The sequence below is a fragment of the Paenibacillus amylolyticus genome, assembly GCF_051136285.1.
GTDB classification, from domain to species: Bacteria; Bacillota; Bacilli; order Paenibacillales; family Paenibacillaceae; genus Paenibacillus; species Paenibacillus amylolyticus_F.
The window spans coordinates 330,800-345,444 of sequence record NZ_CP194938.1; the positions used below are offsets into that span (position 1 = coordinate 330,800).

12 protein-coding genes and 2 pseudogenes are annotated in these 14,645 nt (G+C 43.0%); 7 read left to right on the top strand and 7 right to left on the bottom strand.

Annotated elements, in window-relative coordinates:
• Nucleotides 1–7 precede the first annotated feature (7 nt).
• The 4 genes and pseudogenes from ACR8BL_RS01475 to ACR8BL_RS01490 all read left to right on the top strand — a co-directional run.
• Nucleotides 8–1,846 carry a hypothetical protein gene (locus ACR8BL_RS01475; RefSeq protein WP_434750967.1) on the top strand — a complete coding sequence of 613 codons (1,839 nt, stop codon included), beginning with the start codon at nt 8–10 and terminating at the stop codon, nt 1,844–1,846.
• Entirely contained in the window at nt 1,833–2,105 is a 273-nt protein-coding gene (locus ACR8BL_RS01480) for a hypothetical protein (protein ID WP_434758310.1), read from the top strand. Before ACR8BL_RS01475 ends, ACR8BL_RS01480 begins: the two co-directional genes overlap by 14 nt.
• 532 nt (nt 2,106–2,637) lie before the next feature.
• Nucleotides 2,638–5,142 carry a WG repeat-containing protein gene (locus ACR8BL_RS01485; RefSeq protein WP_434758311.1) on the top strand — a complete coding sequence of 835 codons (2,505 nt, stop codon included), beginning with the start codon at nt 2,638–2,640 and terminating at the stop codon, nt 5,140–5,142.
• Nucleotides 5,143–5,502: 360 nt separating this feature from the next.
• Nucleotides 5,503–5,658 (top strand): annotated as a pseudogene (locus ACR8BL_RS01490) (RDD family protein); the annotation flags it as partial.
• A 220-nt stretch (nt 5,659–5,878) separates the two neighbouring features.
• On the opposite strand, the gene ACR8BL_RS01495 reads toward ACR8BL_RS01490, so the two are convergent.
• Nucleotides 5,879–6,232 (bottom strand): hypothetical protein, encoded by a 354-nt coding sequence (locus ACR8BL_RS01495; RefSeq protein WP_434758312.1) that lies wholly within the window; start codon nt 6,230–6,232, stop codon nt 5,879–5,881.
• Between the two features lie 196 nt (nt 6,233–6,428).
• Here ACR8BL_RS01495 and ACR8BL_RS01500 point away from each other — a divergent pair, with 196 nt between their 5' ends.
• The gene (locus tag ACR8BL_RS01500) at nt 6,429–6,869 is read left to right on the top strand and encodes a hypothetical protein (RefSeq protein ID WP_434750972.1); all 441 of its coding nucleotides are present in this window, start codon (nt 6,429–6,431) and stop codon (nt 6,867–6,869) included.
• Nucleotides 6,866–7,153, top strand: coding sequence for an IS3 family transposase (locus ACR8BL_RS01505; RefSeq protein ID WP_434750973.1), 288 nt, complete (start codon nt 6,866–6,868; stop codon nt 7,151–7,153). The genes ACR8BL_RS01500 and ACR8BL_RS01505 overlap by 4 nt, the downstream gene beginning before the upstream one ends.
• A 106-nt stretch (nt 7,154–7,259) precedes the next feature.
• Here the strand turns inward: ACR8BL_RS01505 and ACR8BL_RS01510 are convergent, their stop codons facing one another.
• From ACR8BL_RS01510 to ACR8BL_RS01525, 4 genes are all read right to left on the bottom strand, one after another.
• Nucleotides 7,260–8,201, bottom strand: a complete 942-nt coding sequence (locus ACR8BL_RS01510; protein ID WP_434750974.1) for an alpha/beta fold hydrolase — start codon at nt 8,199–8,201, stop codon at nt 7,260–7,262.
• A gap of 25 nt (nt 8,202–8,226) precedes the next feature.
• Entirely contained in the window at nt 8,227–10,353 is a 2,127-nt protein-coding gene (locus ACR8BL_RS01515; RefSeq protein WP_434750975.1) for a serine hydrolase domain-containing protein, read from the bottom strand.
• Nucleotides 10,354–10,547: 194 nt separating this feature from the next.
• Nucleotides 10,548–11,909, bottom strand: a complete 1,362-nt coding sequence (locus ACR8BL_RS01520; protein WP_434750976.1) for a sensor histidine kinase — start codon at nt 11,907–11,909, stop codon at nt 10,548–10,550.
• Nucleotides 11,906–12,580, bottom strand: a complete 675-nt coding sequence (locus ACR8BL_RS01525) for a response regulator transcription factor (protein WP_434750977.1) — start codon at nt 12,578–12,580, stop codon at nt 11,906–11,908. The genes ACR8BL_RS01520 and ACR8BL_RS01525 overlap by 4 nt, the downstream gene beginning before the upstream one ends.
• Nucleotides 12,581–13,032: 452 nt before the next feature.
• Here ACR8BL_RS01525 and ACR8BL_RS01530 point away from each other — a divergent pair.
• A pseudogene (locus ACR8BL_RS01530) lies at nt 13,033–13,738 on the top strand (IS30 family transposase).
• Nucleotides 13,739–13,972: 234 nt separating this feature from the next.
• On the opposite strand, the gene ACR8BL_RS01535 reads toward ACR8BL_RS01530, so the two are convergent.
• The gene (locus tag ACR8BL_RS01535) at nt 13,973–14,413 is read right to left on the bottom strand and encodes a hypothetical protein (RefSeq protein ID WP_434750978.1); all 441 of its coding nucleotides are present in this window, start codon (nt 14,411–14,413) and stop codon (nt 13,973–13,975) included.
• Entirely contained in the window at nt 14,414–14,620 is a 207-nt protein-coding gene (locus tag ACR8BL_RS01540; RefSeq protein WP_434750979.1) for a helix-turn-helix transcriptional regulator, read from the bottom strand. It abuts the gene before it with no gap.
• Between the last annotated feature and the right edge of the window lie 25 nt (nt 14,621–14,645).

Sequence of the window (14,645 nt, forward strand, 5' to 3'; positions counted from 1 at the left end):
CGTGGGTATGAACGAGTCCAATGAATTTAAGCAGAAATTCAGGCATTTTTCGAAGCTGTGCACAGAGGATTATCTCATTCGTTATGCGAACAAAGGATTATACAAAAGGGCGCTTAAAGAGCTGGAGCAGGGTGTATCTGTGCAGTACACGTGGCATGCAGCATCGGTCAGCTGTCAGCTAAGTGAGGGTACGGAATGTACCCTCCATGCTACGCTGGATGAGTGGCAGTGTTCTTGTCCATCCGAGAATATCTGCAAGCACGTGTTAATTGCGATTTTGTATGATCAGCGGCAGCAAACGGTAGAACATGATGCTGCGACAGAGCCATCACCAGTTATGCATGAAGAATCTGAGGATTCGAAAGTGCATGAGCTTTCCGAGAAGCAGAAGGCCTTTGATAAGGATAAACTTCTTCTCGTTAAGGAGTCAGCCAGTCGTGGTTACGAGTTGCCAACTCAACCATCGGAAGAGAATGCTCGTTTTCGCTGGATGCTTGGAGCCGATCTTGCGCCAATCATCAAATCATATACTTCAACGATGGTTGAAGAAATTGTTTTTCGTTTGCGTTACCCGGAAGACATTCAGATCACGGAGGATACACTGCTTACCATACATTTGAAAAGTCAGGATATTGAGGTTTCTTTTACAGAAGAGCCTAATCTGACTAAAGCTTTATGCAAATTAAAGCAGACTGCCGGAAAGATGGCCAAACTTGAAGCATTGTTGCGATATCGTATCATTCATGGACTGGATGATACAGAGGCTTTGAGTGTTCGCGCATACGAGCCCAAGTTCTCCCTTCAAACGGTTCGTGAGTGCCGCGAAATGTTGGCAGGCATGCTTAAAACAGGACTCGCAAGGCTGCCCCAGTCCTATATGGCTCAGCTCGAGACATTGGCTATTGCTGCGCATAGCAGTAACCTTCCAGATGTTGAACGCAATTTGCGCGGAATTCAGGGAGAGCTTCAGCTTTTTTTCAAACGTCATGTGCGATTCTCCATGCAGACGATGCTGGATCGCATAAGTAAGCTTTATCTCGCCTTAGAGGTACTTGTACAAAGTGCGATAACCATCAAGCAACAGAATCAGCTTGTTGGCAGCTTTCGAAGCAAGTATTTTACGGTGCCTTCACTTCATCTCTATGGCCTGGGTGCAGACTCTTGGGAGACACGTTCCGGATTCCGCGGGATAACGTATTATTTCTATTGCTTGGATGATGGGCAGATGTATACGTACAGTGATGTGCGTGCGGTTTATTACGAGGATCAACAATTCTCGTTTGCTGAACATTATGCAGCCTATACGCCTTGGCTACCCAATCTGACATTTAGTCAGTTTACGGGAGAGGAAGTACAGTTTCAGTCCGTTAAAGTGAATGAAGAACGACGGATATCGTCAGGCGATGGAGCGAAGCTGAATATTCTGCCACGAACGAATGTGACAGATCTGGATTTTGGTTCGTATCTCATGGATATCTCGTCTGCACTTCAACAGCAGCCTGATTCTATCTATTTATTCGCAGAACCGAAAGAACGGCTGGCCATAATTGAAGTAACTCGCATTGTAGAGCATACATTCAATAAGCAGACGCAAGATCTGATCCTTACCGTAGAAAATACGGAGGGGGAGCGATTGCCACTCACGCTTCCTTACTCATCCGATTGGCAGTCTATGATTAACAGGCTGGAGTCGGGATTTGGTTCTCAGAAGCTTGAACATTTTTATGCGTTTGTACGCTTGGAGGGGAAAAGGTGCAGCCCAATCAGTTTCCTGAAGGGCCAGACGCTGCTTAGTTTAAAGCTGGATTCCGGTAGCGGAAGGATGGGGCGTTTTGGAAGAAAATAATGAATGCATGCAGCAGTTATCTGGCTGGGCTGAGGAAATTCTCCTTCGCGGGTTATCTCAATTTACCATTCGAGATATTCAGCTGCTGGGACAGCTAGCTACGGATGTGCAACGAATGCAAATGCATTTCCTGCACGAATTGATCCATGGTGTTTTGGAAGCAGGACGCCGGGTTGCTCTTGGCGAAGGGCATGAAGAACAGCTACTGGATCAGTACTGCCGCTTGGCCCAGTATGTGCAGATCAGTGTGCAAACATAAGATTGATCTCTTTCTGGGCTTTAACATTGTAAAAAAATAAATAACACAAAAAATGCAGAGGCTCAGCCACCTGCATTTTTTTGTTGTTGTAATGTAAGTAAAAGTGTTTTGATAAACGAATATAAGTTATGAAGCTAAATATGCGAGCTTGTTGTGTAAGATTGCACATTCAATTCTTCAGCATGTGTCCAATGAAGAGATTGAGGAATGTGTCGCGGATACCTTTTTCACATTTTGGCAGCAACCAGAGGCATTTCAATCCGGGTGAAGCATTCTGAAAACTTATCTTGCGACGATTGCAAAACATAAGGCTATTGATCGTTGCTACTTCAAGCATATTTCAGTTCGATAATGACCATTTCAAATGGATATCACCTGAAACAATCTCGGTAGAGGATGTAAACTATATACTCCTTAATGGACAAAAGGTGAGTTTTGAAGAGTAAAACGAAGACATCAAACATTTTCGTGTCATATCCCGAGTAAAGACGCATACCATTAGGCGAATGCGGTCATAAGGGAGGAAGCGAAGATGTCGATGAGTGAACCGCTATTACTGCAAATTGTGAATCAACATATTCCGGCGGGGGCAACGGTCATTACGATTGATAAGCCCAATCTACATCCGGCTGTGTATGCAGCTGATCTTACAGGCGATGGAATGCCTGAGATTGCAGCTGTTTACCAACTGAATAGCGAGCTGTATCTGCTTATATTAAAGTTTGTTCAAGGACATTGGATCAAGATGGCTCTGACAAAAGGGCTTGGATATGGCGTTACGCTGCTCACGGCAGCACCTGCAACTTCAACGGCAAGAAATAATCTGATCGTAGGCTGGCAGATTGGTGCGATTTGGTCAAAGCTTGCTGTATATGAATGGACTGAATCTGGTCTGAAGGATATTGCTCCTGACGATTTATATTATAGCTATGCTGAGATTATGGATATGCCTGGTGCGCATGGGCGAGATGGTAAGGTTGAGGTTGCGCTGTGGATTCACGATACTGGGGAAGCTTATCGGGTAGATATTATTCGGTGGCAGCAGGGTCAATGGGTTCCAGCAACGGATGTGTACCCCGCCTATTATCCTAAAGTAGTGCAATATTACGAACAGTTAACACAGCATTATCCCGACTATGTATTCTATTGGTATTACCTTGCGGATGCTCAATTTCAAGCAGGGCTATATCCTGCAGCACTGACTTCAGTTCAGAAGGCGCTAAGCTTTCCGGAAGCGTATCCTTCGAGAGAGAACTTGCTTGAACTGGAGAAAAAAATTAAACAGGCGCTGGCTGCTAGTTCTTCTACCAGAGTTACGACATGGTTATATCCTGTCTCTGTTCGAACAACGAGCGGGACTCGATGGGGTTATATGGATGCACAGGGACATATTCGTCTGGAGCCGGTTCTGGAGGAAGCTCAGGCGTTTCAGCCGAATGGATTGGCAGTTGTCGTGAAGAACGGCCGTGCGGGTGTCATTAATCTTCAAGGACAGTATGTGGTTCAACCAGTGTACGATTCTATCAATTCTTTTTCTGAAGAGCGCGCTATGGCTATTGATTCTCAAGGCTTTAAAATGATCAATGAGCAGGGCACGGTTCTGACCAAACGGGCGTACCCGTTTATCGCAGATATGCATGAAGGCAGAGCCATGTTTTACGATAATAACCCAAATCAGGCGAATGGCTCATCGAGTCTATATGGTTACCTGGATGCTTCGGGAAATGAAGTGATTCGAGCACAATTTGCGTCAGCAAATGATTTTCAGCATGGCAAAGCTGTTGTACAGATTAAAGATCAGGAATATGCGCTCATCGATCGGAACGGAAATCGGCATGCGACTTATCCATATACCTATGTAGGGCCGCTAGGAGATGGATTGCTTGCTTTTCAAAAAGAATCCTCGGGCAAATACGGGTACATCGATGAACGGGGTAATATTCGTATTCAGCCCAAGTTTACATCAGCATTTCCTTTTAGCGGTGGGCAGGCGATTGTTAATACAGCAGAGGATTACAAATCCAACTATGGTGTTATTAATACGCAGGGTTCATTTGTAATTCAACCTGCCTATAACGACATTCGGGAGCTTGGGGAGCACAGGTATGCACTTGGAAAAGCTATTCAGCCAGAGGAACCTTATATTGGCTCGCTGTATGCGATCTCTGAGATGAATGGCAGGAGACTAACGGACTTTATCTATCGCAATGTGGAAAATTACAAACAGGGTCTCGCTTCCGCATCGGATGGAAATCAGACTTATCTGTTGGATTTGAGCGGCAGACCAGCTCCAGGATATCCTCGTGTGACAGGGGCAGGATCCATGGAAGTTGTGGCACCGAATCTCATTAAGGTGTTTGTGGATCAACGTTTATCCTATGTGAACCGAGCTGGACAGATCATATGGCAGCAAAATATAATCGTACCTCTACATCCGCCTTATCGGGTGCGTGAGGAGAAGTATAAACCTAACCGAGATTACCTCGTCTATTATCCGAAGGTTGAAGGATTGAGCAATCAAGCAGAGCAGGATAAGTTAAATGCTAGGCTGAGGGAGCTTTCCCAAGTGAAACCTGTTCCTGCAGATCAGCAACTGGATTATACGTATACCGGTGATTTTGATATCACGTTCTACCAGAAGCAATTGCTTCAAATGCAATTAACTGGTTACAACTATCCGGCTGGAGCCGCACATGGTATGCCAACGATGATATATGCCATCATTAATCTTTCGAATGGCCAGCTGTACGAGTTGAAGGATCTGTTTAAACCAAACAGTGACTATGTGAAGGTGTTAAGCCAGATTGTAGGGGAGCAGATCAAAAATGATCCGCAGTATTCTTATGTTTTTCCAGATACGTACACTGGTATAAGTGCGAATCAGCCTTTTTTTGTGACAGCGGATGCACTGCATCTTTATTTTAATCCCTATGATATCGCGCCATATGCTGCGGGATTTCCGACATTTACGATTCCGTTTAGTCAGATCATGAGCATTATTAATACGGAAGGGTCTTTCTGGAAAGCATTTTATTAGATTATTGAATGAGTAGGGGGATATACATTTTGAAGCCATATGAAGCCATATGGCTTTTTTTTATTTTACTTTCTTTAATTTTATAAGGTGTCCTATGTGAAAATGTAAGTCCAACATGTTAATTTAAATAAGAACGTTCATAAATTCACAAAGTGGGATGGAAGAGGTTTAGGAGATTAAAATGAATAATATGAACCAAATGGTATATATTTCAAGTATAATACAAATATCCACGCATCAAGATATGAATCGCAGGTGTAATTACCGGGAACTATGATACAGATGAGTCGTTTGCCAAAATATTGAGTGCGTTTTTATTGGTATGGCCAAGCGATGACACACAAGAATCACTCACCTAGAATAACTACAATGTTAATGCGAGTTTTAGTGGCAGGACTTGTGTACTCATTGACCTTAGGTATTGGAATTATTGTGAGCATGTTTATGATTGGATTACGGGAAGATCGGCGTGCAATACATGATTTTATTGCGGGAACAGAAGTTGTGTGGGATTAAGTGAAAATAGATAAAATTGAGCTGACTTAAGATAAAACATTATACTGTTTCACAAAACTAGTATTTTGTACATATGTATATGGACATTTAGATTTGGATACCGCTTTTTGTCTGAGGACAAGAACATTGTTCCTTAAAAGACAACAACATTGTTCCATTGCCTCCTTTTGCCTTTAAGTTATATCTTTTTACTGCAACAAAAAACCGTTAAATCATCATATCACACTGATTGAGGTGTATAAGACGCCATAGTAAAAATACTACGTTTGACAGTTTCATGTTGATATGGACAAATGTATTTATCACCTGACACTTCTTCATTTTCTGAATCGTGATATTCGATTGAACTAGATGAACTTTTCTCAGCAAAATTGTATTTCAAAGCTACTATTGGAAAAGATCGATCTCTCATTGCAATTACTTCTTCCCATGAAGGCGTGCTAATTTCCTTGCTTCTCTTCCCTGCTATCTTCAGCCAGGCGTTAAAAAAGTTCTCGCTGAATTGAATAACTAATTTTTCGATAATCCAAAATAGAATTCTTGCGTCAATACTATTTTGAATTTTCATTTGCAAACTTACAATTTGTTCGCAGAAATAATCTAAGTGATCTTCAATTATCTTGTCCTTTTCGGCAAAGGAACCAAGTTCTTGTCCTCCGCTTGGGACAAGAACTTGGTTTCTTAAAACAAAAAAGCTGATATGCTCCCATCATAGTAGACAGTAGAAAAAAACAAAACTTTCTACGTCTACTATGATGGGAGTTTTTCTAATGTCTAAACGAAGCCAGGTGTCCCTTGAAGCGAAACTACGCGCAGTGAAGCAGTGCCTTGCGTTGGAGTCCAGTCCAAACCAGGAAGCCAAGCAATTAGGATATAGTGCGTATACGATCAGGCAATGGATATGGAAATATAAAGAAGAGGGCTTGCGCGGATTAGTGGAATCAAGAACATGGCATGCGTACTCCAACGAGCTTAAACAAGCTGCCGTGCAGGATGTATTGTCTGGGCGTTCCTCCATAGAAAAGGCAATCCAAACCTATCATATTTCAAGCCGAAGCGTTTTATCGAGATGGATTTCCAAGTATACTCAAGAGATCGTATGGAAAAACACCCTTCAAGGTAAAGGACGATCTCACATGAAAAAAGGACGTAAAACCACATTCGAGGAACGAATCGAAATTGTGAAATATCTCCAGGTGTGTCCCCAATGATTCAAAGCGACAGAGGCTTTCAGTACACGTCTCATGAGTATAAAAGGCTCCAGTTGAAGTACGGATTTACAAAGAGCATGTCTCGTGTAAGTCGCTGTTTGGATAACCAGCCCATTGAACGATTTTGGGGCACATACAAGTCAGAAAGTTATTATCTTACGAAGTATGACACCTATGAAGCTCTGTACTGCGCAGTTCGTCATTATATGCGCTACTACAACAACTACCGTTACACAGAGTGTCTGGACGGTTTGTCTCCGAACGAATACCGAAGAGCAGCATAACAAAGATACCTCAGCACGTCATCCGAGCTAAGGTATCCAAACGAATCATTTTTGTTTTTTAAAGTGTCTACTTGACGGGGAGCAGTTCAGTAGTGATTGATATCTATTATTTTATTTCTTTCATAAATCTCCTGAAATTTTCCGCGATTTCTTTGGATCGGGTATGGTGCAAATAATGTTCCCCCTCGAAAGTCATCACTTTTCCATGCAATGAATCTTTGACTTGCTCTTCATGCAAAGGTATCCATCCTTCCGTTTCGGTATCATTCGCTTGTAAGAAGAAAATCAACGGAAGATCTTTGGGGAAGGACAAGTTCTCAGCTGCTTTGAAATTAGGACCAAAGTTTTCGCCTTCATTCAGGTTGTTCGGATTAAACGTATTTTTGAGTGAAAGTATTCTAATTTGCTCTCTGGTTTCATCATCAACATCGGGTGCAATCAGTTGATCAGGGGCCAGTTTCATTAACAATCGGTAGAATCCTGATTTTTTAAGCAGTTTATACGTTTCGGTTGGGAATGGATCATCGTTACCTCCCTGCGTTGGGACACTGCTCTCAATGCCGACAAAGGAAGTTACTTCGTTTGCATATTTGTTCACATAATCCAGTCCATATATCCCTGAAATGGAGTGAGCCATGAGCGTGTAACGCTGAATACCAAGTTGCTGTAACGCTTCATGAATTTCACTAACCATATTTTCCGTAGTACGCTCTTTTTCAGTAATGTCACTTAATCCATAACCGAAAGGTTCAATGACAACGACTTTGTAAAATGGAGATAGCTCATCGATGAGCGGTTTGAAATCAAGGGCTGGGGCGGGTGTACCATATCCAGGAAGCAATACCACCGTTTCTTTGCCTTTTCCTTGAATCAACACATTCATGTTTTTGCCGTCAACCGCTACAAATTGGCCATAAGGTTTTATTTTCCCTTCCTCCGATTTGTTGCTAACTACATTAACAATAAAGACAGTCGCAATAAATAATACAAAAGCGATAACGATCGCACCAAATATTTTGAGCAAAATAATTAATATTTTTTTCATCATGATGGTTCTCTCCTGTTGAGTTTATTTACTTTTTCAATGAAATTTCAAATTTGGCACCAGCCTCACCTGCAAATACAATACGGCCGTTCTCTGGTAAAACAACAATATTCTTACCGCTGACCACGCTGTGATTAATACAAATTCCGTTCTGATCATAGACAGCAAAAGCTCCATTTGCAGGCAACTTCACTGTCATGACTTTCCCTTTCGCAGTAGCTGGTACCGAAAACCATTTGGCATATCCATCTGCTTGAATGGTTGTTGTGGATTGTTTACCCGAATAGATGGGTTTTACCAGTTCCTCACTGGCGTATACATAACCTGAAAATGTAAGATACTCTCCTCCGTTCTTTTTGGAGAAATGAATGTCCATCGTATCACGTCCGGCAGAACCTGGAATCTGCAATCGATTGGCTGCTTCGTTGGCTCCAATAATCTTATTATTGGACATATACCCTGGATTCTCTTTATTCAACTGAATAGGCAGGATCGATGTAGCATTAAGATAGAGAATGGATGTGTATTTCTCATTCACCAGATAATATTTTTTACCATCGCGCTTTGCCCATGCAGCGTTAATCTTCTTGGGTAATGTATTGGCTTTAAGCTTCTCCGCATTATATTCTGAGAGAGCCACCTGTCCGAGTCCTGGAACGGAGATATAAGATCGAGACCACAGGTAGGTATTCCCATTTTTCTCCTCAACGAATTTCAACTTTTCTGTACCATCATCATTCACAAAAGTACCCTCTGATGTATAGGTGTATTCTTGAACCGGATTACTTGGAGCTGTGAGTGAGGAGAGCGTCATTTGTCCAGCCGTATTTATTTTGATCTTCGTAACTGAATTATTCTCACCATAGATACCTGCATACTTGGATATTCCTTTAGGCATATTTGCCTTCACAGGTACGCCAAATGATTTTTCCGGCTTCCGTTCTTTAATAATGTACTTTTCTTCAAGTGCGCTGAGTAATAAATCACTCGCAATGAATTGATTGGTTAAGCTTGACCCGCCTGAAGAGATCACGGCTGCAGCCATGTTGTATTCCGGAAGTACCACGAGTGAAGAATGATAAGATAACGTATCTCCTCCTTTCATAACGGCCTGAATACCGTATTCGTTGAATGGGAACAAGTTCACACTATCCCATCCTAACCCGTAAGACATCAGCGTATCGCTATCCTTAGGCCACATGCCTCTTTTATACTCTTCTTGTGCCATAGCTTTTACAGACTTATTTGAAAGAATACCCTTAACTTCTCCCGTGAAGATTCGTGAAAATTTGACCAGATCTTCAGCGGTGGAATACAGACCTCCAGTACCGAGGATATTATAATTCTCTTTTGGAAGTTGTCCCTTATAAAAAGGGGAATAGATTCCCGCCATTTCTGCCGGATTAACCACATCCTGTGGTGTTTTGGTATGGTTCATATCCAAAGGCTCCGTAAAATACTTGTGTATAAATGCGGTATAATCGAGGCCGCTCACTCTTTCAACCAAAATCTCGGCTAACGAAAAGCCATCGTTGCTGTAGACGGAGTATGCGCCGGGATCTGCTTTCAGGTTTTGATTCGCCAATTGATCGAGCAACGTATCATGTGAATACGTGTCATTATCTCCGTACAAGGTGGCATTGCTGGTTGAGGTGCCCAGAAGACCAGAGGAATGATTTAACAGCATGCGCGGTGTAATCTGTTTGTATCGGTTATCTTTCATTGTAAAATCAGGCATATAGTTCACCACAGGCACATCCAAATCAATCTTGCCTTCATCAACCAGCTTCATTACAGCGGCTGTAAGCATCATTTTACTGGTTGAACCAATGCCATAGATCGTGTTCGTAGTAAGAGGTACCTTGTCGTTTAGATCGTTCTTCCCCGTTTGACCGGACACCGTAATCTCTCCACCATCAATGAGCGCATATTGCAGACTCGTCGTACCGTACGTTTCAGTCAGTAATTTGGCTTTTTCGATTACGGTTTTCTTTGTTGTCTCATACGTAAAGTTGCTGTTTTTCATGGGAGCCGGTGCGGCCATTGCAGACATTGGGGCAAGTATCGTCAGCATGAGAGTCACAGCAGCTATAGTATTTCTCTTTCCTGCTCTCCTCACACTCATCTTCAGTTTGGTTACCTCTCTTAGTTTCATTCTTGCATCTACTCCTGTCTTCATCATTGTGTTAGGCCACCATAACGTGGGTGCTAAAGACAATATAACAAACCAAGATGTCCCCCTAATTACTAGAGTATGAACGGAGGATGAACAGGCCAAAAAAGTTTGAATTATCATACGCAAGGAGGTTTATATAGGGTGTCATAGCCTAGTGAAGGCATGAAATCCAATCACTCTGTGGGTGTTGTGATTGGCAAGATGACTATGAAGGTCGTTCCTCGTCCATATTCGCTCTCCACCCGGATGTCCCCTTGATGAAGCGAGACGATCTGCTTTACAATAGCTAGTCCCATACCGCTTCCTTCATATTTCTGACTGTGGGAACGATCTGCTTTAAAGAAGCGGTCAAATATACGCTTTTGGTCTTCCGGGAGAATACCAATACCCGAATCCGATATGCGGATCGTCACGTTCTTGATATTCTGTTTGATCCTGATACTAATTCGGGCACCATCTTCGGAAAATTTGATGGCATTGCCAAAGATATTGATCCACACCTGATTTAACTGGTCATGATCGGCCGTGATTTTGGTTGGCTGCAAATCAAGATCGAACTGAATGTTACGGGCCGACCAGTGGGGTTGAATAGCGACGATTACTCGTCTGATCTGTTCATCCAGACTGAGCGTGGCAAGTCGCATTTGCAATGACTGAGATTCGAGCAAACTCAGCTTTAGCAGACTATCACTTATTTTGGACATCCGTGCAGTCTCAGTGATGATAATGTCGAGATAAGAGCTTCGTTCGTCATCCGGGATGTCTACCTGTTTGAGCGCTATAGCAAAACCGGAAATGGAAGTGAGGGGCGACTGAACTTCATGGGACACGTTTGCTACGAATTCCCTGCGCATCTGCTCAAGCTGCTGTAGATCGTGCATCATTTCTTCGAAGCTGCGAGCCAAAGTACCTATCTCACCCTTTTGTTTAATATTAAGCTTGACGTTGAAATCTCCAGCAGCTATAAGCCGGGTCGCTTCTGTCAATTTTTTGATCGGTCTTACCAGAAAAATAGCCGCAATTAGTATCAATAGGCTTCCTGCTAACAAGGAACAAATCAAAAAGGTTACAACAAACTTGATAAGAAATGAGGTGGAAGAGGAAGTGAGGGGCTCTACAAACATTGCTATGCTTCCCATTTCAGTTTTTATCGGCAATCCCAAGAAGATCGTATCGATTCCATTAACTTGGACCCTTTCCCCATCCAGCACTTTCTTCACTTGTTCTGTAGTCACTAGGAAAGGATGTTGTCCTTTAAGTTCTCCATAGGATTGAAACTGACCCGTTGCTTTATAGATTCGAATGTGGTAAGAGTTGAGTTGTTTCATTTCACTTATAAACATTTCTGCTTCGCGTAGAGGCAATGTCTCGTAGATGCGGACGATATCCTGGCCAAAGTCAAGCAAGGAGCCTTGTAAGTTTTCGTTTAATTTATCTTGAAATATCCAGGTTGTAGCAAGAAAAGAAAGGATTGTGCCCCCGATCACGGACACCAGAAAGGTCAGGACTACACGTGTATATAGGGAGCCGGTCACTCCTGCACCTCTAGCCGGTAGCCCAGCCCCCGCACCGTTTCAATACGAAAATCAGAGATTTCGGCGAAACGTTCGCGTAGACGTTTAATATGCACGTCTATTGTTCGATCATCGCCAGTATAATTAATTCCCCATACTTGATCGATTAATTGCTCCCGCGTATAGACTTGTCCCGGTAATCCAGCTAGTTTGTACAATAATTCGAACTCCTTAAGCGGCAAGGTGAACGACTCTGTGCCCCTCACGACCTTATAAGACTGCTGGTTCAGAATAACGTTTCCTAACTGGATCGTCTGTGTTACACCTATACGGTATCGTTTCAACAGTGCCTTAACGCGAGCCATTAACTCAAGCGGATCGAATGGCTTCGTCATATAGTCATCTGTTCCAAGCTGAAAAGCTTGTACTTTCTCCCAGGTTTCGCTTCTTGCCGTCAGCATTAGTAATGGAAGATCCGGATTGGCTCTTCGAAGTTCCTCGCATAATGTCCAACCGTCCATAACGGGCATCATAATATCAAGAATGACCAAATCGACTGGCGTGGAGGTATAGATATCCAGGGCTTCCTTTCCATTTGCGGCGTTGATCGTTGTAAATCCGTTGTTACGCAAAAATAAACCAACGAGTTTGCGAATGTTAGCATCGTCGTCAGCAACCAAAATCGTAGTCATCGTTGGCACTCTCCTAAAAAAAATAATTCTTCGGTTGAGCAAGTGTAAAGAATTCTAAATTATGCTACCTCATTGGTTGAAATCATGCAATGGTGTTAATGTGAAAAATGATCCCTCTGAGTTGTTTTTGGCCTGTCCGGTAGCAGTCCAGATCGCATCCACGGCAGTTGTTGGTCAGATAGGAAGTGCATGGTTTACGTGAAACCGGAAGCCCCTAAAGACAATTAAAAGCTATTCAATGCCATTTTTTGAGTAACTCGTACAGATTCACCGTGGCGTAATTTTCCAGAATTCCTGCCCACAAGTGATTCTTATGGACGATACTCCTTTTTTAAAAGACGGATTGTAATATGAAGTGCGACACCTACTGGAAATAAATAAAAAATGGCCCATGGCCGGATTCGTGTAGAATGAAAGTTCTCACACAACCATTCACACAAGGAGAATCCACCATGAGCTACACACATCTTAGCATAATCGAACGCAGCAAGCTAGAAATCCTCCACCAGCAGGGGAAAAGTACCCGAGTGATTGCCAAAGAACTTGGCAGACATCCTTCCACGATTGGCCGGGAACTCCGCCGAAATGCAGCAGAACACCCGTACTGCGCAAAGGCTTCTCAAGAGGGCTATATCCATCGGCGTAAGGCATCCGTTTCTGAAGGCAAGTGGAATCTGGATCTGGCGAATCGCATCGAAGAAAAGCTTCAGGGTGGTCTCAGGTCGCGGAAAAAGCAAGGGATGCGTAGCCACGTTCATTGAGCGAAAAACTCGCTTGTACACTGCGATTCGTATGCCGGATCGTACCGCATTGTCCATGGAGATTGCCTTTGGGGTAGCGGCTTCGCAGTACCCTGTCCGTGCGTTTCAAACCGCTACCGCAGACCGTGGCAAGGAATTTGCCTGTTACACCAGTCTGGAAGCCGTTCATGGCGTGCAGGTGTATTTTGCAGACCCCTATTCCTCTTGGCAACGCGGCTCGAATGAAAATGCCAATGGGCTCCTGCGAGAGTCTTTCCCCAAGGGAACGGATTTCGCCCAAATCACGGATGAGGCTCTAGAAAACGCTCTGGACCTGATCAATCACAGACCACGAAAATGCTTGGGGTGGAGAACCGCTCACGAATCCTTTTCAGAGGAACTGTCGCACTTGGCTTGACAATCCGTCTTAAAATAAAATAAAAAAGCAGCCCCGTCAGGAGCTGCCTCATGTTATGCCTTATCTTGTAATTTTATCTGTTTACGCTTGAACGTATTCGTTTTGGTTGTATGAGCATCATTCTCTTCTTAAGTTATGAAACGATCAACTGTCTTATTAAAAATTTTCGCTTGATGAACCAGTATTTCGATATCCGCTAAACATTTACCGCTCTCCTCTGCTTTGATCAAAACCTTAAATTTTTCTCGCATAATACATCCACAGTGCAAAAAATACGATTAAAACAAATAATAAGCAAGTTAGTAAGGTGTAGAATATCAAGGGATTAAAGAAACCGGCGATTACGGAGGCAATGCCTAGACCAATGAGAATGATTGCTGCGCTGAGTGTGCCGGCACTCTGGAGTATCATTACACTCCGCTCGTCATTCTCCTCAATATACTGCTTCTTCAGCTCGGCTTCATTATTGCTGGCTTTAATATACCTGACGAGGAAAAAAGCGACAGCCACTTCAACCCCGATAAAAGCGCCTGTGTGAAATCCCTTTATAAAACTAGGTAAATCGGGTAGTCCACCTTGGTAAAATATAAGTCCTACATAGATCAATAGGGTAGCAGCGGCTACCAGTGACAGTACGTTTTTGCGAGTTTTTACTTTAATCTTGTACTTGTCCATTTACATTTCCTCCACTTCGCTGAAATCAAAAACATCTTCAATGGTGAGTCCGAAAAAATTTGCGATTTTGTAAGCAAGAATAAGGGAAGCCGTATACTTTCCCCTTTCAATAGAGGTGATGGTTTGCCGGGTAACGCCAACAATTCGTCCCAGCTCTTCCTGTGACAGCTTATGCTGCTTACGCAGTTCTGCAATTCTTGTCTTCAAATGATCACGTCCTTGCAATGTTTAC

Bases quoted from the DNA above. Each gene is read 5' to 3' on its own strand.
- ACR8BL_RS01475 (WP_434750967.1), top strand. From the start codon at position 8: ATGAACGAGTCCAATGAATTTAAGCAGAAATTCAGGCATTTTTCGAAG.
- ACR8BL_RS01535 (WP_434750978.1), bottom strand. From the start codon at position 14,413: ATGGACAAGTACAAGATTAAAGTAAAAACTCGCAAAAACGTACTGTCA.
- ACR8BL_RS01515 (WP_434750975.1), bottom strand. From the start codon at position 10,353: ATGAAACTAAGAGAGGTAACCAAACTGAAGATGAGTGTGAGGAGAGCA.
- ACR8BL_RS01500 (WP_434750972.1), top strand. From the start codon at position 6,429: ATGTCTAAACGAAGCCAGGTGTCCCTTGAAGCGAAACTACGCGCAGTG.
- ACR8BL_RS01510 (WP_434750974.1), bottom strand. From the start codon at position 8,201: ATGATGAAAAAAATATTAATTATTTTGCTCAAAATATTTGGTGCGATC.
- ACR8BL_RS01485 (WP_434758311.1), top strand. From the start codon at position 2,638: ATGTCGATGAGTGAACCGCTATTACTGCAAATTGTGAATCAACATATT.
- ACR8BL_RS01505 (WP_434750973.1), top strand. From the start codon at position 6,866: ATGATTCAAAGCGACAGAGGCTTTCAGTACACGTCTCATGAGTATAAA.
- ACR8BL_RS01525 (WP_434750977.1), bottom strand. From the start codon at position 12,580: ATGACTACGATTTTGGTTGCTGACGACGATGCTAACATTCGCAAACTC.